This window comes from Pseudomonas sp. FP2196, from assembly GCF_030687715.1.
In the GTDB taxonomy this organism is placed as follows: domain Bacteria; phylum Pseudomonadota; class Gammaproteobacteria; order Pseudomonadales; family Pseudomonadaceae; genus Aquipseudomonas.
The window spans coordinates 2,234,246-2,253,415 of sequence record NZ_CP117445.1 but is presented as its reverse complement, the minus strand read 5'-3'; the positions used below and the strand labels follow the sequence as shown (position 1 = coordinate 2,253,415).

Below are 19,170 nucleotides of genomic sequence, written 5' to 3'. Positions count from 1 at the left end.
TGTATGCGCCTCGAAAAGTAAGGACACCCAACTAATGCGAATTCCACAAATTTCCCTCGTCGCCGCTGGTCTTGCCGCAATCACACTTTCTGGCTGTGTGACCGCTCCAACATGGACTAACAGAGGGCCGTCGACGATTGTCACCGCCAAAGGGATGATCTCTTGCTACGAAGACGCAAACATCATCGACGGAGAGCGTATGCAAGGCACTATTTGCGCCACTCCTGAATCTGGCTTCTTCGGCGGCGGCGAACCAGAGATCTACTTTGGGCCGTGGAATCGGAAATTCATGAAGGAACCAGCAAGCACAACAACGGCAGGTGTGACACGAGATTATCAAGGGAAGACTGTGTTTCTACAGTGTGACCCGATTCTTGCACCTGGCACTAAGACTGAAACCGGGCGGGCGTGCAAGGTCACCGTCAACGGCCAGCTCCTAGTCACAGCCAATGTTGAATTCAAAAAATAGAACGTTCCGTGCCGCACTCTGCGGCACATCTACCCAGCCTTGCCCGGATCAATGATCAGCGTGCGGATCGTACCGACGGTGTAAACATCACGCTTGGCCGCAGACTCGACAGCTTCCTTAGCTGTTGCGCCCATATCCATCGCAGCGAGTGCGAAGTCGCGTCCGCTACCAATGGCAAATGAACGTTCCATCCACACCTCGTCCATCCAGAAACCGCTCTCGGCGTCGCGACCAATCTGGCAAAGCCTGCCATTGGTGACGACCAGCCCATTTGCATCGAGCGGCTTATCGTCGATCTTCACCCCGAAAAACTCATCCATCAGGGAGGCAAAGTCCGCACCACAACTCGTTAACAGGAACTGATGCCCATTCCTATGGACGAGCTTCTCGTAGTCGTCGTGGTCGATGAGTGATCCACGAGTGACGCGGGAGTCGTAGGCGATCACGCCGTCTTTGTAGGCAATGGTCGTCATGCGATGAAATCCCTTGAATTCTGAGGGCTGTGGGCAAGTGCAACGAGTTGAGAGGAATTGAAAGCCAGGTGCCCGGCGAGCAGATCGGGAAACTCTAGTACTTGATTGGACGGCGTTCAGCAGGTCAGACGGCAACGATCTGGTCGCGATGGTATTGAAAGGAGCTGCATGATGGTCCTACGGCCGCGCAACAAGGCGAACAAGAGCCTCCCGCAGAACCTGTACTTCGATTCGCGGCGCTCGACCTATCGCTACCGGCGGCCTACCGACGGTAAGTGGTTCCAGCTCGACGCCGACCGGATCAAAGCGATCAATGCCGCGAAGCAGTTGAAGCTGGAGTTCATGCGAGGCGCTGACCTGATCGGCGCCGTTATGGGCAGCACATCCGAATCGTTCGCCGGCTTCCTGGACACATACGAGCGTGACGTGCTCCCGCCGCGCGAACTGGCAAAAGGAACCTTGGGCCTTTATGCCGTGCACTTTCACCGTTTCCGGAAACAGTTCGAAGGCAAAGCCGTCGACCAGATCACGATCCGCATGATCACAGAGATGCTTGATGCGCTCACCCCGCGCACTGCCAACCAGTGCCGCGCTCTGCTGATCGACATATTCAACCACGCCGCGGCAAGGCCTATGTCCGGATAACCCGGCGGCCAGCACCATCAACCGAATTGAGAAGAAGCAGCGAAAACGGCACACCGTCGAAGCCTGAAAGCCATCCGGGAGACGTCGCCGTTCTGGCTGCAAAACCCTATCAACCTGGCACTGATCACCGCGCAGCGCCGGACGGACATCTTGAATATGCGATTCGATGGTGTTCGGGAAGGTTTTTTGTATGTGGTGCAGCAGAAGACGGCCAAAGCCAGTGATGCGGCGTGGATCCGGTTCAAAGTGACCGAAGAACTAAGGCCGTTATCAGCCGGTGCCGGGATGACATCGTATCGCCTTACCTGATCCAGCGCCGGCCAGACCGCAAAAAACAGAAGCAGGCGCAGACGAAGGAACACTGGACTCAGGTCGAAGAGCGATATTTGACGCGAGCCTTCAAGGAGGCCCGGGAAGCGGCGGGTTGTTACAAGGGCTGGAAGGAAGAGGAAATGCCAGGCTTCCATGAAGTGCGGGCACTGTCGCTGCACCTGTACCAGAAAGCTGGAAAGGACGGTCAGAAGATAGCCGGACACGCCAGCGAAACCATGACCAAAAACTACCAGAAGGACCACGCTGGAATCGTCTGGTCGGAAGCAATTCCAGACCTCAACATCAGCGAATTCACCGAGTAGTTTTGCGCAGACACAAAAAAGCCGATCCATCTGATCGGCTTAATTGTCTGATTTTACTCAGGAATAATGGTCGGGACGGAGTGATTCGAACACTCGACCCCTAGCACCCCATGCTAGTGCGCTACCGGACTGCGCTACGCCCCGACTGGTTTTGTAACTCGCTCTTCACCTCGAAGAACGCTCAAGAATATATCGCAAGCTTTTGAAAACTGGAAGTATTCATACGCTGCTTTTTATTTCTTGAGTACCACCAGCACATCTTCCAACTCGGCGATCATCTGGCGGATCATTTGCTTGTATTGGGTGGTGTCGTCTTTGGCTTCATCGCCGGACAAGCGCAAGCGTGCGCCGCCGATGGTGAACCCTTGGTCGTAAAGGAGCGCGCGGATCTGCCGGATCATCAGCACATCCTGGCGCTGATAATACCGGCGGTTTCCGCGGCGTTTGACGGGGTTGAGTTGAGGAAACTCCTGCTCCCAGTAGCGCAGCACGTGTGGCTTTACGGCACACAGCTCGCTGACTTCACCAATGGTGAAGTAGCGTTTGCCCGGGATGACGGGTAGTTCGTCGTTATGACTTGGTTCCAGCATAAGCCTCAACTCGGGCCTTCAACTTCTGCCCTGGACGAAAGGTGACCACACGGCGAGCCGTGATCGGGATTTCTTCCCCCGTTTTCGGGTTGCGGCCAGGCCGCTGGCGCTTGTCCCGAAGGTCAAAGTTGCCGAAACCGGACAATTTGACCTGCTCGTTGTCTTCAAGAGCGTGCCTGATTTCCTCGAAAAACAGTTCTACCAATTCCTTGGCTTCCCGCTTGTTCAGGCCCAGCTCTTCATACAGACGTTCCGCCATCTCAGCTTTCGTCAAAGCCCCCATACGTCACTTCCTTAACGTGGCGTTCAACCTTTGTTCGAGCGAGGTGAGGATATTTTGCGTCGTCGAATTCACCTCATCGTCATTAAGAGTGCGCGATGGATGCTGCCAGGTCAAGCCAACTGCGAGGCTTTTTCTATCAGGATCAATACCTTTACCCTGATATACGTCAAACAGCCTGAGATCTGTGAGCCATTCGCCTGCATTTTCACGGATTACGTCCAATACAGCCGAGGCTGCGACGTCTTTGTGCGCAATCAATGCAAGGTCACGACGCACTTCAGGAAAGCGCGACAACTCGTGGAATTTCGGCATTTTACCGAGCGCCACTTCAGCCAGAACCAGTTCGAAAACGAAGACTGGACGATCCAGCCCCAAAGCTTTCGACAACTCAGGGTGAATGGCACCGATGAACCCGACTTCACGCCCTTCTCGCTCGATGCGCGCGGTTTGACCCGGGTGCAACGCCGGGTGTTTGCCCGGTGCGAAGGTGAACGAATCCAGTGCACCGGCAAAGCCCAGCACGGCCTCCACGTCAGCCTTGACGTCGAAGAAATCGACCGTGTCGCGACCTTGCGCCCAACCTTCCGGCAGACGGCTACCGCAAACAACACCGGAGAGCATCGGCTCTTGCTTCAGGCCTTCGAGCTGACCGACGAAACGCAGACCACTTTCGAACAGACGCACGCGATCTTGCTGACGGTTGAGGTTGTGCTGCAGCGCTTTGACCAGACCGGGCCACAGCGAGGAGCGCATGGCAGCCATGTCATTGGAGATCGGATTGGCCAGCAACAACGGCTCGACGCCCGGGTTGAACAGCTCGAACTGACGCGGATCGATGAAGCTGTAAGTGATCGCTTCCTGATAACCACGAGCCACCAGCAGACGGCGCAGTTCCGGCAGATCGCTACGCGCTTCTGCCTTGGCTTGCGGCGCCAGGCGCGCTTGCGGGTAACGAACCGGCAGACGGTTGTAGCCGTACAAACGAGCCAACTCTTCGATCAAGTCGACTTCCAGGCTGATATCGAAGCGATGGCTTGGCACTTCAACGCGCCACTGCCCTGCTCCGTCGGCGGAAATATTCAGGCCCAGGCCACTGAGCAGACGCTCGACCTGTGCCGAATCCATTTCCATGCCCAGCATCTGAGTGATGCGCTGCGCACGCAGAGTAATCGGGGCAATCGACGGCAAGTGCTGCTCGCTGACCGTCTCGATGATCGGACCGGCTTCACCACCCGTAATTTCCAGCAGCAAGCCAGTAGCGCGCTCCATGGCTTCACGGGCCAGTTGCCAGTCCACGCCACGCTCATAGCGGTGCGAAGCATCGGTGTGCAGGCCGTACGAACGAGCCTTGCCGGCGACAGCGATCTGGTCGAAGAACGCACTTTCAAGAAACACATCGCGAGTAGTCGCGGACACACCGCTGTGCTCGCCACCCATCACACCGGCAATCGCCAGAGCACGTGTGTGGTCGGCAATCACCAGCGTATCGCTACGCAGGCTAACTTCCTGGCCGTCGAGCAATACCAGCTTCTCGCCCTCTTCCGCCATGCGCACACGGATGCCGCCATTGATTTCGGCGAGGTCGAAGGCGTGCAGCGGTTGACCCAGTTCGAGCATCACGTAGTTGGTGATGTCGACAGCAGCGTCGATGCTGCGCACGTCGGCGCGACGCAGACGCTCAACCATCCACAGCGGTGTTGGCTTGGACAGATCAACGTTGCGAATGACACGACCCAGGTAACGCGGGCACGCGGCTGGCGCCAGCACTTCTACCGAACGCACTTCGTCATGCACGGCAGGAACGGCAAGCACCACTGGACGGGTGACCGGAGCGGCGTACAACGCGCCAACTTCACGGGCCAGACCCGCCAGCGACAAGCAGTCGCCACGGTTCGGGGTCAGGTCGACCTCGATGCTGGCGTCTTCCAGATCCAGATACACACGGAAATCTTCGCCCACCGGCGCATCGGCCGGCAACTCCATCAGACCGTCATTGCCTTCACCGACTTGCAGCTCGGCTTGCGAGCACAGCATGCCGTTGGACTCGACGCCGCGCAGCTTGGCCTTCTTGATCTTGAAGTCGCCCGGCAGTTCTGCACCGATCATGGCGAATGGAATCTTCAGGCCCGGACGCACGTTTGGCGCACCGCACACGACCTGGAAGGTTTCCGCGCCATTGCTGACCTGGCACACACGCAATTTGTCGGCGTCAGGGTGCTGCTCGGTGCTCAGCACCTCGCCCACTACCACGCCGCTGAAGACACCGGCGGCCGGGGTCACGCTATCGACCTCAAGCCCGGCCATCGACAGACGGGCAACCAGTTCGTCGCGATTTACCTGCGGGCTAACCCAGCCACGCAGCCATTGTTCACTGAATTTCATCCTGCTCTCCTAAGAATTCGTTACGACTAGCGAAATTGCGCGAGGAACCGCAAGTCGTTGTCGAAGAACAGACGCAAGTCGTTCACGCCGTAACGGAGCATGGCCAGACGCTCGACGCCCATGCCGAAGGCAAAGCCGGAGAACTCTTCCGGATCGATACCAGACATGCGCAGCACGTTCGGATGAACCATGCCGCAGCCCATCACTTCCAGCCAGCCAGTCTGCTTGCAGACACGGCAGCCTTTACCGCTGCACATCACGCATTCCATGTCGACTTCAGCGGACGGCTCGGTGAACGGGAAGTACGAAGGACGGAAACGTACAGCCAGTTCTTTCTCGAAGAACACACGCAGGAATTCTTCGATGGTGCCTTTGAGATCGGCAAAATTGATATCGCGATCAACCAGCAGGCCTTCGACCTGGTGGAACATCGGCGAGTGGGTGATATCGGAGTCGCTACGGTAAACACGGCCTGGGCAGACAATGCGGATCGGCGGCTGCTTCGATTCCATGGTGCGGACCTGTACCGGCGAGGTATGGGTGCGCAGCAGCATGTTTGCATTGAAATAGAAGGTGTCGTGCATCGACCGGGCCGGGTGATGGCCTGGGATGTTGAGCGCTTCAAAGTTGTGATAGTCGTCTTCGACTTCAGGGCCTTCGGCGATGCCGTACCCAATGCGAGTGAAGAACTGTTCGACACGTTCCAGAGTCCGGGTAACCGGATGCAGACCACCGGAGGTCTGGCCACGGCCCGGCAACGTCACATCAATGGATTCGGCAGACAGTTTGGCAGCCAGTTCGGCTTCCTCAAACAGCGCCATGCGCGCATTGAGAACGCCTGTAACACGTTCCTTGGCAACGTTGATCAGCGCGCCGACTTGCGGACGCTCTTCTGCCGGCAAATTCCCCAGGGTCTTCATCACCTGAGTCAATTCGCCCTTTTTACCAAGGTATTGAACCCGGATTTGCTCCAGGGCATTGATATCTTCAGCGCTTTGCACAGCCTCTAGTGCTTGAGAGACCAGCGCATCCAGGTTTTCCATGTACAGACTCCAGATACAAAATAGGGGAAGAGCTTGAAGGCTCTTCCCCTATTTAAGACGTTTACCACCTGGCCCCACGGAAGTGAGGCCGGGTGATTGTCGGGGGTACTTAAGCCAAGGTGGCTTTAGCTTTCTCGACAATCGCAGCAAACACCGCTTTTTCGTTCACTGCCAGATCAGCCAGAACCTTACGGTCGATCTCGATGGACGCTTTTTTCAGGCCAGCGATGAAACGGCTGTAGGACAGACCGTTAACACGAGCACCAGCGTTGATACGAGCGATCCACAGAGCGCGGAACTGACGTTTTTTCTGACGACGGTCACGGTAGGCGTATTGGCCTGCCTTGATTACCGCTTGCTTGGCAACACGGAATACGCGGGAGCGTGCGCCGTAGTAGCCTTTAGCAAGTTTCAGAATTTTTTTGTGACGCTTACGGGCAATGACGCCACGCTTTACACGAGCCATGAGTTACTTCCTCTATTCTTGACTAAAATTAACGAAGGCGCAGCATGCGCTCGACTTTTGCCACGTCAGACGGATGCAGCAAGCTGCTACCGCGCAGTTGACGCTTACGCTTGGTCGACATTTTAGTCAGGATGTGGCTCTTGAAAGCGTGCTTGTGCTTGATACCGTTAGCAGTTTTCAGAAACCGCTTAGCAGCACCACTTTTGGTTTTCATTTTTGGCATGTTCGGATACTCCGCATTCAGTTGATAAACATAATCAGAAGGCCTGCCGTGCCCTGTTGATTACTTCTTCTTTTTCGGGGCGATGACCATGATCAGCTGGCGTCCTTCCATCTTAGGATGCTGTTCGACCGAACCGTACTCGAGCAGGTCAGCTTCAACCCGCTTGAGGAGTTCCATCCCCAGCTCCTGGTGGGCCATCTCACGGCCGCGGAATCGCAAGGATACCTTGGCCCTGTCCCCATCACTCAGGAAACGTACCAGGTTGCGCAGTTTTACCTGGTAATCCCCTTCCTCCGTCCCTGGACGAAACTTGATTTCTTTAACCTGAATCTGCTTCTGGTTTTTCTTTGCAGCGGCAACCTGTTTCTTCTTTTCGAAGATCGATTTGCCGTAGTCCATCAGCTTGCAAACAGGGGGTACTGCATCGGCGGAAATTTCCACCAAATCCAGTTTGGCCTCTTCAGCCTTAAGAAGCGCGTCTTCAATTGACACAATCCCAAGCTGTTCACCTTCAGCACCAATTAACCGAACCTCGCGTGCCGAGATATTCTCGTTGATCGGGGCTTTCGGTGCAGCTCGTTTATCTTGTCTCATTTCACGCTTAATAATAATTACTCCGAATCTGGGCGACCACGCCGGGAAACCGCTTGCGCGAGAAACTCAGCGAACTGGGCGACGGGCATTGAGCCCAGGTCAGCACCTTCACGAGTACGCACAGCGACAGTCTGCATCTCGACTTCCTTATCTCCGATAACCAAGAGATAGGGAACCTTGAGCAAAGTATGCTCGCGGATTTTAAAGCCGATCTTTTCATTTCTCAAGTCGGACTTGGCACGAAATCCGCTTTCGTTGAGAGTTTTTTCAACTTCTGCAACAAAATCTGCCTGTTTATCAGTGATATTCATGACCACTGCCTGGGTTGGCGCCAGCCAGGCAGGGAACGCACCTTCGTAGTGCTCGATCAGAATCCCGACGAAACGTTCGAAGGAACCAAGGATCGCGCGGTGCAACATCACTGGGTGTTTGCGGCTGTTGTCTTCGGAGACGTATTCAGCGCCCAAACGGACAGGCAGGTTAAAATCGAGCTGCAAGGTACCACACTGCCACACGCGACCGAGGCAATCTTTCAGCGAAAATTCGATCTTCGGACCGTAGAACGCACCCTCACCCGGCTGCAGATCGTACGGCAAGCCCGCAGAATCAAGGGCTGCAGCCAATGCAGCTTCGGCGCGATCCCACAGCTCATCGGAACCGACGCGTTTTTCCGGACGAGTGGACAGCTTCATCTCGACATCGGTAAAGCCGAAGTCACGATAAACATCCATGGTCAGCTTGATGAATGCTGCGGATTCAGCCTGCATCTGCTCTTCAGTACAGAAGATGTGAGCGTCGTCCTGAGTGAACCCGCGCACACGCATGATGCCGTGCAGCGCACCCGAAGGCTCGTTACGGTGGCACGCACCGAACTCGGCCAAGCGCATTGGGAGCTCGCGGTAGCTCTTCAAGCCCTGATTGAACACCTGCACGTGGCACGGGCAGTTCATCGGCTTGATGGCGTAGTCGCGGCTTTCAGACTGCGTGGTGAACATATTGTCGGCGTAGTTGGCCCAGTGCCCGGATTTTTCCCACAGGCTACGGTCAACCACTTGAGGCGTCTTGATCTCAAGGTAGCCGTTGTCACGCTGCACTTTGCGCATGTACTGCTCGAGCACTTGGTACAGGGTCCAGCCATTCGGATGCCAGAACACCATGCCCGGCGCTTCTTCCTGGGTATGGAACAGTCCCAGACGCTTGCCGATCTTGCGGTGATCGCGCTTTTCAGCTTCTTCGATGCGCTGGATGTACGCAGCCAACTGCTTCTTATCCGCCCAGGCGGTGCCGTAAACGCGCTGCAGTTGCTCGTTCTTGGCGTCGCCGCGCCAGTAGGCACCGGACAACTTGGTCAACTTGAAGGATTTCAGGAAGCGCGTGTTCGGCACGTGCGGGCCGCGGCACATGTCGACGTATTCTTCGTGATAGTACAGACCCATGGCCTGTTCATTCGGCATGTCTTCGACCAGGCGCAGCTTGTAGTCTTCGCCGCGGGCCTTGAACACTTCGATCACTTCGGCGCGCGGAGTGACTTTCTTGATGACGTCGTAATCTTTCTCGATCAGCTGCTGCATGCGCTGTTCGATGGCCGCCATGTCGTCCGGAGTAAAAGGACGTTCGAAGGCGATGTCGTAATAGAAGCCTTCGTCGATGACCGGTCCGATCACCATTTTGGCGGTCGGGTACAACTGCTTGACCGCGTGACCAACCAGGTGGGCGCAAGAGTGGCGAATGATCTCCAGCCCCTCTTCATCCTTTGGCGTGATGATTTGCAGCGTAGCGTCGCTGTCGATGATGTCGCTGGCGTCAACCAGCTTGCCATTGACCTTGCCGGCTACGGTGGCTTTGGCCAGACCTGCACCAATGGATGCGGCGACCTCGGCTACGGAAACCGGGTGATCGAATGAACGTTGACTGCCGTCGGGAAGAGTAATAGTTGGCATGGCGCCTCCTCTCCTAGTGGTGACCCCTACCAAAGGTCACGTGGGTTGGGATGAGCCAGTACAAGATCCGATCCAGGCCATTCAATGACGAACGCCTGCCTTACAGCGGCAGGAGCCTTGCGGCCAACCGGAAAACCGAACCAGAGTGACTGGGATTCAAATCAGAATATTCGCACGTTGACCGCCGCCGGGACTGAAAGCCATCCGAAGCCTGTGAACGCTTGAGCCCGGCATGCTAGCACAGATGAGCGGGCACTTAATGCCTCTGTTTCACCAGAAGGCAAATCGTCCGCTTTTATGCCAGAGTGCTGAACTTGATGGGCCTTTATGCCCTCAGATAACAAGACATTGACCCAAAAGGAGCATCCTCGCATGCGTCTGAATACCCTGTTCGCTGTAGTCGCCCCCATTGTTCTGCTGCTGCCGCTGAGCGCTCACGCCGATTGGCCGAAGGGCGAGCGTGAAAAATACATGGCGCAGTGCACTCAGGCGGCGACTCCGCAGATTGGCGCCGCTGCCGCCAAATCACACTGTGCCTGTGGCGCCGATGCAATCAAGTCTTACCCTGCCGGCGACATTCAGGCGCTGATGGATAATAAGGCCACCCCTGAACTGCAGCAGAAAGCGCTGGGCCAAATCGCCAAATGCAAGGCCAATACCCCGGCGAAAAAGTAATTAAAAACGCGTCGTGACAGGACTCGGCGCCCGTAAAAAAGGCGGTAATTGAGCCTTTTCGGACGTTTTATGCAGGTTTTACAGGTTTTTTTATTGTCTTTATTTTTCGCTCAAAGCCTTTCAAACCGGGGCTTTCAGCGGAAACAGGCAGTAAAGAAAACACGACTGATTGGCAAACAGCACGTCCGGGGGGCTCCCAAAGCGAACATTTCGACTATGATACCCGGGTGTGCCCAGTTGGCCTGAGCAGCACAGTACTGAAAAATATATGTTTCTTGGAGATACACCATGTCTAATCGCCAAACCGGCACCGTTAAGTGGTTCAACGATGAAAAAGGCTTCGGCTTCATCACTCCTCAAGGTGGCGGTGACGACCTGTTCGTACACTTCAAAGCTATCGAAAGCGACGGTTTCAAAAGCCTGAAAGAAGGCCAGACCGTTTCCTTCGTGGCTGAGAAAGGCCAAAAGGGTATGCAAGCTGCACAGGTTCGCCCAGAGTAATTTCTCGGCGCACTAAAAAAACCCCGTCCATGTGACGGGGTTTTTTATGCCTGAAACAAAAGCTGCCGGCTATCAGCCGCAGTTGACGCGAGTCACCACGAGACTGTTGTCGGTATTCAGGTTCAAGCGATCAGAACGATATTCCAGAGTGATCATGTCGTCTGGCTTGAGGAATCGGGCGTTTTGCGCACCGGCCTTGGCGCGAGCCTGCTCCAACAGGGCAGGCGAAGCTTTCTTGCCAATGGCGAACTCCGCTGCCGTTGCTTCACAGCGGCTATGACCGGCTTCGGTTGCCACAGGATCCTTTGCCGACTCGCTGGAGGTTGTGCTGCAACCGGCCAACATGGTAACGGCCATTAGTGCACCCAGTGATGCGAACTTCAAAGGCATGAAGCCTCCTTGTTTTCAAATAGTTAGCTGAGATCGTGCGACCGCCGATCAGACGTTTGGTTTCATGACAAATGCCATCACCCGGCCACACAATCGGAAAAACGCCGAGTGTGCCTGAGCGGCGAGGGCCACTCATCAATCAATCGTGACTGAATATTAACGAGCTCAGTAAACGTCAATGTAGTCATATGGCGGATTCGGCCAGTTGTCCTTGAGCGCGTTGAAAATCTGCATCACCCACACGTCGTCACTGGCCGCGACATTGCCAACGTAACCCGACCCCTTGGCCCAGGTTTCCAGGCGAAACAACAAGCCATCGATGTCCTGCCCGCCCGTCACACCAGAAGAGATGTAAGCGATACCGCCCTTGGTCACTCGCAACTGCGTGTGTTCATCATCGCTGGCCGAAGCCAGCAATCGACGCACAGCATCAAGCGTAAGGCCATCAGGGGTATTCAAATCGATCTGCACAGCACAATCCTTGGATAAGCCGGAAAAGACCAAGTGTCGCATAGCGCTCCGCTCATGCCTAAGTCGCAGTGCCAAACGCCCGACAAAATGGTTAACTCGACGCACAGACCTCCCGACTTTCCGAGCCTCATCATGACCAGCCTAAGCATCGAAGCCGACATCAAAGCCAAATGGGCCGACGGACACAGCTCCTACAGCCCGGGAACCACAGAAGAGTTGGCGCTGATTGGTATTGATCTTCTGGTCAAGGATCTGGGAACACAAGCGGCCCAGCATTTCATCCAGCAGATTTTCGAAAGGTATCCGACCGAGCAGGTCGAACAAGCGCAGGGAGAATAAAAAACCCGCAGGCTGGCACCTGCGGGTCGCTCATTTACTTCAGGCGCTTCAGGCGCTCGGTCAACAGATCAAAGAAACCCTGGGCATCGCCATTTTCCACCCAGAAGGCATTCTTCGGTGCCTTGAGGCCGTCATACCAATCGACAATGGTCTGACCGAAAGTCGGGCCTTCACGACTATCAACCACGACATTCACCGAACGACCGGTGAAGAGTTCGGGCTTGAGCAGATAAGCCACGACGGTGGCGTCATGCACCGGGCCGCCCGGAATGCCGTAGTGCTCCATATCGCCTTTGATGTATTCGTTTAGGATGTCGCCGACAATTTTGCTCGCGTTATTGTTCAGCGCGGCAATCTGCTTCAGGCGCGCATCACTGGTGAGAATCTTGTGGGTCACGTCCAGTGGCAGATAGGTCAGCTTGACGCCGCTCTTGAGCACCACTTCTGCCGCTTGCGGATCGGCAAACAGGTTGAATTCAGCCACCGGGGTGATGTTGCCACCATTAAAGTGCGCCCCCCCCATGATCACCACTTCCTTGATGCCCTGGACAATTTCCGGTTCCTGGATCAACGCAAGCGCCAGGTTGGTTTGCGGGCCGAGCATAGCGATGGTGATGCTGTGCGGCTTGGCTTTTTTAAGGGTGTCGATCAGATAATTGACCGCATTGCCTTCAGCCAGGCCTTTTTTCGGTTCGTGTACGGTGACACCCGACAGGCCTTCCTTGCCATGGATGTTCTCGGCGTAGATCGGCGTACGCATCAGCGGCTTCGGTGCGCCAGCATAGACCGGCACATCCTCGCGCCCCGCCCACTCACGAGCCAGACGCGCGTTACGCGAAGTCTTGTCGAGACGCACGTTGCCGGCCACGGTGGTCAGCGCACGAATGTTCAGTTCGTCCGGCGAGGCCAGCGCGAACAGCAAGGCGACCACATCGTCGGCACCTGGGTCTGTATCGATGATCAGGTCGATTTTTTCCGCCGCATGAGCGCCGGTTGCAGTTATCACGGACAAAAGCAGCAGACTCCGGATCAGTTGATGCAGTTTTTGAGCATAGCGTTGCATAGCGCATTCCTTGTGCATGTGAAATCGAAAGTTAGAACGTAACACCTGCCAACAGAACGATGTTGCAGTACGGCTGACATTCGCCTGTACGAACAATCGCCCGTGCCTGTCGGCTGAGAACCTTGAATTGCTCGTGACTGACCAGATCCCGACGACCCAGGGCGCCCTCTTCATTCAGCTCGTCCAGCGTGATCAGCGCTGTAGGCTGCTTGTCGAAGATCTCTTTGGCCAGCACATGACTTTCTACCTGCATTTCGCTGAGCACGACTTTCAGCGTGCTGACGAAATCAGGGACACCATGGGTCAGCGCCAGATCGATCAGTTCGACACCGGGCGGCACCGGCAATCCGGCATCACCAATGACCACCATGTCGCCATGCCCCAGAGAGGCAATCAGCCGCGATAACGCAACGTTGAGCAATGGAGTCTTTTTCATGCGGGTTTAAACGCCTGTACGTCGGACATTGTTGGGATAGATGGCTGCGCACCGGCGCGAGTCACTGACAATGCGGCGGCAATCTGTCCGTAGCGAATCGCTTCGGCCTCAGACTTGCCAGCGGCCAGCGCAGCGGCGAAACCACCGACGAAAGTGTCCCCCGCCGCCGTGGTATCGACAGCTTTCACTTTCGGAGCGGGGAAATGCTCGAAACCTTTGCCGTCGGCGAATAACGAACCCTCAGCGCCGAGAGTGATGATGACTTTGCCAGCCCCCATCGCGATCAAGTGACTCGCCGCGCTTTTCGCGGTGTCCAGCGAGTCGACCGGCAAGCCGCTTAACGCGGCAGCTTCGCTTTCATTGGGAATCAGATAATCGATGGCCGCGAACCAGTCGCTCGGCAATGGACGGCTGGCGGGGGCCGGATTGAGAATGACGGTCTTGCCCAGCGCATGTGCGCGTTTGAGCGCATGGCCCACCGTTGCATCCGGGATCTCGAGCTGGCAGATGACAACCTCAGCGGCCTGCAAAACCGGGTCGAACCGGTCGATCACCCCAGGCGTCATTGCGCCGTTGGCTCCGGCGACAATCACAATAGCGTTCTGACTGTTGTCATCGACCACGATCAGCGCAACACCACTGGAATCCTCGACAACGCTCACCGCCTGACAGTCAATCTGCTCAGCCAACAAGGCGTCACGCAGTTGCACGCCGTAATCATCGTTGCCAACACAACCAACCATCGCCACTTGCGCGCCCAATCGCGCTGCAGCCACGGCCTGATTGGCGCCCTTGCCACCAGATACGGTGGTAAACGAATGACCGATCAGGGTTTCTCCACCCCGGGGCAACCGTGGCGCCCGGGTCACCAGGTCCATGTTCAGGCTGCCTATTACCACTACATTTGCTGGCATACATCATTACTCGTCAATTCGGTTTCAGCGGTATTCGGTGAACACGCCGGACAGCGGCGCGGTCGACTCGCGCAAGACAATACTCGGGGTCACGATTCGTTGATCAGTGCCCAGACTCGGGGTAGCAATCCTTCGCAGCAACACTTCGGCCGCCATCTCGCCCAGTTGCAGAATCGATTGGCCGACGGTGGTCAGCGCCGGGTAAACGTAACGACTCATCTGGATATCGTCGAAGCCGATCACCGAAAGCTCGGTCGGCACCCGTACGTTGCGCTCTGCCGCCGCGCGCAACACACCGATACCGATCATGTCGTTACCGGCAAAAATCGCACTCGGCGGATTCTTTTCGAGCAGGATCGCAGCTGCGTTGTAACCCCCAGTGCTGGTGAAATCACTTTCCAGCATGCGCGCCGGGCGTACGTCTATACCCGCCTCTTTCAGTGCACGGCAATATCCGGCTTGACGCATCTGCGCCACGCTGGTGCTCGCCGGGCCGCCGATAGTCGCGATGTCGCGATGACCAAGCTCCAGCAGATGCCGGGTGGCGAGGTAAGCGCCGTACTCATGATCGATGCGTACCAGATCCGCATCCACGCCATCCAGGCCGCGGTCGACAATCACCATTGGTGTCTTCACACCGGCCAACCCTTGGGCCAGGCCACTGTCACCGCCGGCTGAGGCGACGATCAGACCATCGATGCGTTTCTCCAGCAGCACACGTAAATAGCTGCGCTGTTTCTCAGGGTTGTCATCGGAGTTGCAGAGAATCACGCAGTAGCCGTTACGCTCACAGTAATCCTCAATGCCCCGCGCCAGCTCGGCAAAGTACGGGTTGAGGCTGTTGGGCACCAAGAGGCCAATAGTTGCAGTGGTCTTTGCTTTCAGCGAACGCGCCACCGCGCTCGGTACATAGTCCAGGGTCTTGATGGCCGCTTCGACTTTCAGCCGTACCTCCTGGCTGACCGGGCGGGTGTTGTTCACAACATGAGACACGGTCGTATAGGAAATTCCCGCGAGCGCCGCTACATCCTTGATCGTCGCCATGTCTCAGCCCCGCCGACTGGCGCGCTGGCTGCGATAAGTATCGAGCACTACCGCAATGACGATCACGGCGCCAGTGATGATGCGCTTGGTCGGTTCGGTTGCACCGATCTGAGCCAGACCGGCCGCCAGTACGGAAATGATCAATACGCCGAAGAATGTGCTGATCACCGAACCACGCCCGCCCATCAGGCTGGTACCGCCAATGACTACAGCGGCGATCACTTGCAGCTCCAGACCGGAGCCGGCATTCGGGTCAGCCGCTTCAAGACGAGAAATCTGAAACAGCGCAGCGATACCGGCCAGCAGGCCCATCAGGCTGAACACCAGAATCTTGTAGGGTTTCGGGTTGATCCCGGCCAGACGCACCGCCTCTTCGTTGGTGCCGATGCCGATCAGGTAACGGCCGAACACCGTGCGCGTCAAAACCGCTTGTGCAATGAAGATCACCAGCAAGGCAATGATGAACGACGGCGAGATGCCGAAAGCGATCGGGTTCGACAGCCAGGCAAACGAATCGCCAATGTAAGCCGTACGTGAACCGGTCATCTGGTACGCCAGACCGCGGGCCATTTCCAGCACACCAAGAGAAACGATGAACGATGGAATCCGCCAAGCCACGGTGATCGAACCGGTAATGGTGCCGGCCAGCGCCGCAACCGCCATGCCGAGCAATGCCGCCGGTAACACGCTCCAGCCCCAGCCGAGCATGGCCACGCTTACCGTCGATGCTGCCAACGCGAGCACCGAACCGACCGAGAGATCGATGCCTCCGATGATCAGCACGAAGGTCATGCCGACCGCCAGCACCATCAGATCGGGGATCTGGTTGGCCAGCGTACTGAAGGTGTTATAGGACAAAAAGTGGCTGCTCAAGACCGAGAACAGCGCGATCATTGCCAGCAAGGCACCGGCGAGCCCCAGATAGGTGCCCAGTCCGTAAAAATTGCCACTACGTTTGCCGGCAGGAGATGCAGTTTTCATGGGAGATCCCTAGGCGCTGCTTCGTTGAGCAACGCATCACGTTTTTGGTAGCCGGCGAACGCGGCGGCAAGCAAATCATCCTGGGTCCAGCTGTCGCGCTCGAAGGTGTCGATCAGACGCCCTGCCGACAGCACGCCGATCCGGTCGCAGATCAGCATCAATTCACGCAGGTCACTGGACACCACCACCAGCGCTTTACCCTGGCGAGTGAGTTCCCCGAGCAAGGCATAAATGTCGAACTTGGCACCGACGTCGATACCGCGCGTTGGCTCGTCGAACAACAGCACCGCACAATCGCGTTCCAGCCAACGGCCGATCACGACCTTCTGCTGGTTGCCGCCGGACAGCTCTGACACCAACTGTGTCGGGCTGGAACTGCGGATGCGCATGGCGGCGATCTGACGTTGCGCCAACGAGATCTCGTCGCCGTTATTGACGAAACCACCGCTGGAAATTTCCGGCATGTTGCCCAAGGCGATGTTGGCGCTGATCGACTGACTGAGCAGCAGGCCTTCACCCTTGCGGTCCTCGGTGATCAACGCAATGCCATTACGTACAGCATCGACAGGTGAACGTACGCTCACCACTTGAGCAGGCGAACCCAATGCGATCGTGCCACTGTCGGCGACATCGGCGCCGAAGATCAAACGCAGCAGTTCCGTGCGCCCCGCTCCAATCAGCCCGGAAATCCCGAAGATCTCCCCGGCGCGCACTTCGAACGAGACATCGCGCACTTTGTCTGAGCGAGTCAGGCCGTTGACCGTCAATGCCGGAGCGCCAATCTTGCGCGGCCCCAAATCGATGTGTTCGCCCAGTTCGCGGCCGACCATCAGCGTGACCAACTGTTCGCTGTTGTAATTGGCCATCGGCTCGACGCAGACCAGATTTCCGTCGCGCAGCACGGCAATGCGCTGGGCGACTCGCGCCAGCTCTTCAAGACGGTGGGAAATGTAAATGATCGAAACGCCGCGAGCCTGCAATCGGGTGATCTGCTCGAAGAGCATTTCGACTTCGCGCGCGGTGAGCATCGCGGTCGGCTCATCAAGAATCAGCACGTGGCAATCGCCGATCAGGTTGCGAGCGATTTCGACCATCTGCTGATGCCCGATGCCCAACTCGCCGACCAGTGTGTCCGGATCGATCGCGTCTAGCCCAACCTGGGCCATGGCCTCGATCGCTGCTTTTCGCAATTGCTTGCGGCTGATCCAGCCACCGTTACTCGGCAGGTTGTCGAGAAACAGGTTCTCCGCTACCGACAGCGTCGGTAGCAGATTGAGTTCTTGCATGACCATGCGCACGCCAAGATCTTCAGCCTGGGTACGGCTGCCCGGACGATAGTCCTTGCCCTGAAACTGCATCTGGCCAGTGGTCGGCGTAACCAGACCACCTATGATTTTCGAAAGCGTGCTTTTACCGGCACCATTCTCGCCGGTCAGCGCCAGCACTTCACCGCGCATCAGCGTCAAATCGATGCCGGCAAGCACCGGTTGCGCATAGGTCTTACCGATACCGCTGACCGAGAGGACAGCGTTCGGGGCGGAAACTGACATAAAAAATCTCCATGCGCTCGCCCGGACGGACGAGCGCCATTGTGTCGCCAGAGGACTTACTTGGTGACCAGCTCGACCGGCGTTTCAATCACGCCATTGGCACCGCTGTCGACCTTCTCGCCCTTGATGATTCTCAGCGCAGTCTCGATGCCGAATACGGCTTGTTTGGCGGCATATTGATCGGCAGTCGCCAGTACGCGACCGTCCTTCAACATTGGCTTGATCGCGTTGATGTTGTCGTAGCCGACAACCTGAACCTGACCAGCCTTGCCAGCGGCCCTCACGGCGGAAACGGCACCGACAGCCATGCTGTCGTTGCCTGCCAGCAATGCTTTGACATCCGGGTATTCGCTGAGAATCGAAGCGGCTACCTTGTTGCCTTTGTCGATCTCCCAGTCACCGGACTGCAGGGACACAACCTTGATCTGCGCCGCTTCCATCGCATCCTTGAAGCCAGCGGTTCGCTGCTGGGCGTTGGTCGTCGTGGACACACCTTCAATGATGCCGACTTCGTCACCAGCCTTGAGCTGTTTGGCCAGGTACTCACCGACCAGGCGCGCGCCTTTACGGTTGTCCGGACCTACGAATGGCACGCTGATGTTTTTGCTTTTGACGATTTGCGGATCGAGCTGGTTGTCGATGTTGATCACGGTAATACCGGCATCAACGGCTTTCTTGATCACCGGCACCATGGCCTTGGAGTCAGAAGGCGCGATGACCAGGGCATTAACTTTGGCCAGAATCATTTGCTCGACGATGCGGGTCTGGCCCGCAGTGTCGGTTTCGTCCTTGATGCCGTTGGAAATCAGGTCGAAATCGGCGGAGTGTTCTTTCTGGTAGGCTTTGGCGCCGTCTTCCATGGTCAGGAAGAATTCATTGGCCAGAGATTTCATGACCAGTGCGACTTTTGGTTTTTCCGGGGATTCGGCGAACGCCGAAGAGACAGGCAGTGCAGCGGCTGTGGCAGCCAGCATAGCGACAGCAAGAAGACGTCCAGCGAATGGCAGCTTCATGGGTTCACTCCGATCTTATGATTATTGTGAGCAACGCTTGCGCTGGCTTA

At 56.7% G+C, this 19,170-nt stretch carries 22 protein-coding genes, 1 tRNA gene and 1 pseudogene; 5 read left to right on the top strand and 19 right to left on the bottom strand.

The features are described from left to right. The first annotated feature begins 34 nt into the window (after positions 1-34). Positions 35-469 (top strand): hypothetical protein, encoded by a 435-nt coding sequence (locus tag PSH79_RS10105; protein ID WP_305442423.1) that lies wholly within the window; start codon positions 35-37, stop codon positions 467-469. A 29-nt stretch (positions 470-498) separates the two neighbouring features. Here PSH79_RS10105 and PSH79_RS10100 read toward each other — a convergent pair whose 3' ends face one another. Further along, on the bottom strand, positions 499-942 hold the full coding sequence (locus tag PSH79_RS10100) for a proteasome subunit beta (RefSeq protein WP_305442422.1): 444 nt from the start codon (positions 940-942) through the stop codon (positions 499-501). A gap of 171 nt (positions 943-1,113) precedes the next feature. Here PSH79_RS10100 and PSH79_RS10095 point away from each other — a divergent pair. Then, positions 1,114-2,222 (top strand): annotated as a pseudogene (locus PSH79_RS10095) (tyrosine-type recombinase/integrase). A 67-nt stretch (positions 2,223-2,289) separates the two neighbouring features. Here PSH79_RS10095 and PSH79_RS10090 read toward each other — a convergent pair. The 9 genes from PSH79_RS10090 to thrS form a co-directional block, all read right to left on the bottom strand. Beyond that, positions 2,290-2,366 (bottom strand) — tRNA-Pro (locus PSH79_RS10090). A gap of 89 nt (positions 2,367-2,455) precedes the next feature. Next, entirely contained in the window at positions 2,456-2,812 is a 357-nt protein-coding gene (locus PSH79_RS10085) for a MerR family transcriptional regulator (RefSeq protein ID WP_003179985.1), read from the bottom strand. Then, positions 2,793-3,095, bottom strand: a complete 303-nt coding sequence (gene ihfA, locus PSH79_RS10080; protein WP_002553164.1) for an integration host factor subunit alpha — start codon at positions 3,093-3,095, stop codon at positions 2,793-2,795. Before ihfA ends, PSH79_RS10085 begins: the two co-directional genes overlap by 20 nt. A 3-nt stretch (positions 3,096-3,098) precedes the next feature. Continuing rightward, complete coding sequence (gene pheT / locus PSH79_RS10075) at positions 3,099-5,477, bottom strand: phenylalanine--tRNA ligase subunit beta (protein ID WP_305442421.1); 2,379 nt, start codon at positions 5,475-5,477, stop codon at positions 3,099-3,101. 26 nt (positions 5,478-5,503) lie between these two features. After that, positions 5,504-6,520 (bottom strand): phenylalanine--tRNA ligase subunit alpha, encoded by a 1,017-nt coding sequence (gene pheS / locus PSH79_RS10070; protein ID WP_003226365.1) that lies wholly within the window; start codon positions 6,518-6,520, stop codon positions 5,504-5,506. Positions 6,521-6,629: 109 nt separating this feature from the next. Further along, entirely contained in the window at positions 6,630-6,986 is a 357-nt protein-coding gene (rplT, locus tag PSH79_RS10065; protein WP_007913489.1) for a 50S ribosomal protein L20, read from the bottom strand. Positions 6,987-7,014: 28 nt separating this feature from the next. Continuing rightward, the gene (gene rpmI / locus PSH79_RS10060) at positions 7,015-7,209 is read right to left on the bottom strand and encodes a 50S ribosomal protein L35 (protein ID WP_002553160.1); all 195 of its coding nucleotides are present in this window, start codon (positions 7,207-7,209) and stop codon (positions 7,015-7,017) included. Between the two features lie 60 nt (positions 7,210-7,269). Further along, entirely contained in the window at positions 7,270-7,821 is a 552-nt protein-coding gene (gene infC, locus PSH79_RS10055; protein WP_170947229.1) for a translation initiation factor IF-3, read from the bottom strand. Then, a complete protein-coding gene (thrS, locus tag PSH79_RS10050) occupies positions 7,821-9,743 on the bottom strand; it encodes a threonine--tRNA ligase (protein WP_305442420.1) in 1,923 nt (640 codons plus the stop codon). The genes infC and thrS overlap by 1 nt, the downstream gene beginning before the upstream one ends. Before the next feature lie 372 nt (positions 9,744-10,115). Between thrS and PSH79_RS10045 the strand changes: the two genes are divergently transcribed. Continuing rightward, positions 10,116-10,418 (top strand): hypothetical protein, encoded by a 303-nt coding sequence (locus tag PSH79_RS10045; protein ID WP_305442419.1) that lies wholly within the window; start codon positions 10,116-10,118, stop codon positions 10,416-10,418. Positions 10,419-10,706: 288 nt separating this feature from the next. Beyond that, positions 10,707-10,919 (top strand): cold-shock protein, encoded by a 213-nt coding sequence (locus PSH79_RS10040; protein WP_003179963.1) that lies wholly within the window; start codon positions 10,707-10,709, stop codon positions 10,917-10,919. 72 nt (positions 10,920-10,991) lie between these two features. Here PSH79_RS10040 and PSH79_RS10035 read toward each other — a convergent pair whose 3' ends face one another. Next, on the bottom strand, positions 10,992-11,309 hold the full coding sequence (locus PSH79_RS10035) for an I78 family peptidase inhibitor (RefSeq protein ID WP_305442418.1): 318 nt from the start codon (positions 11,307-11,309) through the stop codon (positions 10,992-10,994). 165 nt (positions 11,310-11,474) lie between these two features. Next, complete coding sequence (locus tag PSH79_RS10030) at positions 11,475-11,780, bottom strand: hypothetical protein (protein WP_305442417.1); 306 nt, start codon at positions 11,778-11,780, stop codon at positions 11,475-11,477. Between the two features lie 132 nt (positions 11,781-11,912). On the opposite strand from PSH79_RS10030, the gene PSH79_RS10025 reads away from it, so the two are divergent. After that, on the top strand, positions 11,913-12,119 hold the full coding sequence (locus PSH79_RS10025; protein WP_305442416.1) for a hypothetical protein: 207 nt from the start codon (positions 11,913-11,915) through the stop codon (positions 12,117-12,119). A 34-nt stretch (positions 12,120-12,153) separates the two neighbouring features. Here the strand turns inward: PSH79_RS10025 and PSH79_RS10020 are convergent, their stop codons facing one another. From PSH79_RS10020 to PSH79_RS09990, 7 genes are read right to left on the bottom strand one after another with little or no spacing between them, the layout of a single operon-like run. Beyond that, a complete protein-coding gene (locus tag PSH79_RS10020) occupies positions 12,154-13,182 on the bottom strand; it encodes a nucleoside hydrolase (protein ID WP_123532934.1) in 1,029 nt (342 codons plus the stop codon). A 31-nt stretch (positions 13,183-13,213) separates the two neighbouring features. Beyond that, complete coding sequence (rbsD, locus tag PSH79_RS10015; RefSeq protein WP_305442414.1) at positions 13,214-13,618, bottom strand: D-ribose pyranase; 405 nt, start codon at positions 13,616-13,618, stop codon at positions 13,214-13,216. Further along, positions 13,615-14,532, bottom strand: a complete 918-nt coding sequence (gene rbsK / locus PSH79_RS10010) for a ribokinase (protein ID WP_305442413.1) — start codon at positions 14,530-14,532, stop codon at positions 13,615-13,617. Before rbsK ends, rbsD begins: the two co-directional genes overlap by 4 nt. Positions 14,533-14,556: 24 nt before the next feature. After that, a complete protein-coding gene (locus PSH79_RS10005; RefSeq protein ID WP_305442412.1) occupies positions 14,557-15,576 on the bottom strand; it encodes a LacI family DNA-binding transcriptional regulator in 1,020 nt (339 codons plus the stop codon). Positions 15,577-15,579: 3 nt separating this feature from the next. Then, positions 15,580-16,557, bottom strand: a complete 978-nt coding sequence (locus PSH79_RS10000) for an ABC transporter permease (protein ID WP_305442411.1) — start codon at positions 16,555-16,557, stop codon at positions 15,580-15,582. After that, positions 16,554-18,107 carry a sugar ABC transporter ATP-binding protein gene (locus PSH79_RS09995; RefSeq protein ID WP_305442410.1) on the bottom strand — a complete coding sequence of 518 codons (1,554 nt, stop codon included), beginning with the start codon at positions 18,105-18,107 and terminating at the stop codon, positions 16,554-16,556. Before PSH79_RS09995 ends, PSH79_RS10000 begins: the two co-directional genes overlap by 4 nt. A 56-nt stretch (positions 18,108-18,163) precedes the next feature. After that, positions 18,164-19,120 carry a sugar ABC transporter substrate-binding protein gene (locus PSH79_RS09990; RefSeq protein WP_305442409.1) on the bottom strand — a complete coding sequence of 319 codons (957 nt, stop codon included), beginning with the start codon at positions 19,118-19,120 and terminating at the stop codon, positions 18,164-18,166. Positions 19,121-19,170: the final 50 nt, after the last annotated feature.

Bases quoted from the DNA above. Each gene is read 5' to 3' on its own strand.
- PSH79_RS10105 (WP_305442423.1), top strand. From the start codon at position 35: ATGCGAATTCCACAAATTTCCCTCGTCGCCGCTGGTCTTGCCGCAATC.
- PSH79_RS10100 (WP_305442422.1), bottom strand. From the start codon at position 942: ATGACGACCATTGCCTACAAAGACGGCGTGATCGCCTACGACTCCCGC.
- PSH79_RS10085 (WP_003179985.1), bottom strand. From the start codon at position 2,812: ATGCTGGAACCAAGTCATAACGACGAACTACCCGTCATCCCGGGCAAA.
- ihfA (WP_002553164.1), bottom strand. From the start codon at position 3,095: ATGGGGGCTTTGACGAAAGCTGAGATGGCGGAACGTCTGTATGAAGAG.
- pheT (WP_305442421.1), bottom strand. From the start codon at position 5,477: ATGAAATTCAGTGAACAATGGCTGCGTGGCTGGGTTAGCCCGCAGGTA.
- pheS (WP_003226365.1), bottom strand. From the start codon at position 6,520: ATGGAAAACCTGGATGCGCTGGTCTCTCAAGCACTAGAGGCTGTGCAA.
- rplT (WP_007913489.1), bottom strand. From the start codon at position 6,986: ATGGCTCGTGTAAAGCGTGGCGTCATTGCCCGTAAGCGTCACAAAAAA.
- rpmI (WP_002553160.1), bottom strand. From the start codon at position 7,209: ATGCCAAAAATGAAAACCAAAAGTGGTGCTGCTAAGCGGTTTCTGAAA.
- thrS (WP_305442420.1), bottom strand. From the start codon at position 9,743: ATGCCAACTATTACTCTTCCCGACGGCAGTCAACGTTCATTCGATCAC.
- PSH79_RS10045 (WP_305442419.1), top strand. From the start codon at position 10,116: ATGCGTCTGAATACCCTGTTCGCTGTAGTCGCCCCCATTGTTCTGCTG.
- PSH79_RS10040 (WP_003179963.1), top strand. From the start codon at position 10,707: ATGTCTAATCGCCAAACCGGCACCGTTAAGTGGTTCAACGATGAAAAA.
- PSH79_RS10035 (WP_305442418.1), bottom strand. From the start codon at position 11,309: ATGCCTTTGAAGTTCGCATCACTGGGTGCACTAATGGCCGTTACCATG.
- PSH79_RS10025 (WP_305442416.1), top strand. From the start codon at position 11,913: ATGACCAGCCTAAGCATCGAAGCCGACATCAAAGCCAAATGGGCCGAC.
- PSH79_RS10020 (WP_123532934.1), bottom strand. From the start codon at position 13,182: ATGCAACGCTATGCTCAAAAACTGCATCAACTGATCCGGAGTCTGCTG.
- rbsD (WP_305442414.1), bottom strand. From the start codon at position 13,618: ATGAAAAAGACTCCATTGCTCAACGTTGCGTTATCGCGGCTGATTGCC.
- rbsK (WP_305442413.1), bottom strand. From the start codon at position 14,532: ATGCCAGCAAATGTAGTGGTAATAGGCAGCCTGAACATGGACCTGGTG.
- PSH79_RS10005 (WP_305442412.1), bottom strand. From the start codon at position 15,576: ATGGCGACGATCAAGGATGTAGCGGCGCTCGCGGGAATTTCCTATACG.
- PSH79_RS10000 (WP_305442411.1), bottom strand. From the start codon at position 16,557: ATGAAAACTGCATCTCCTGCCGGCAAACGTAGTGGCAATTTTTACGGA.
- PSH79_RS09995 (WP_305442410.1), bottom strand. From the start codon at position 18,107: ATGTCAGTTTCCGCCCCGAACGCTGTCCTCTCGGTCAGCGGTATCGGT.
- PSH79_RS09990 (WP_305442409.1), bottom strand. From the start codon at position 19,120: ATGAAGCTGCCATTCGCTGGACGTCTTCTTGCTGTCGCTATGCTGGCT.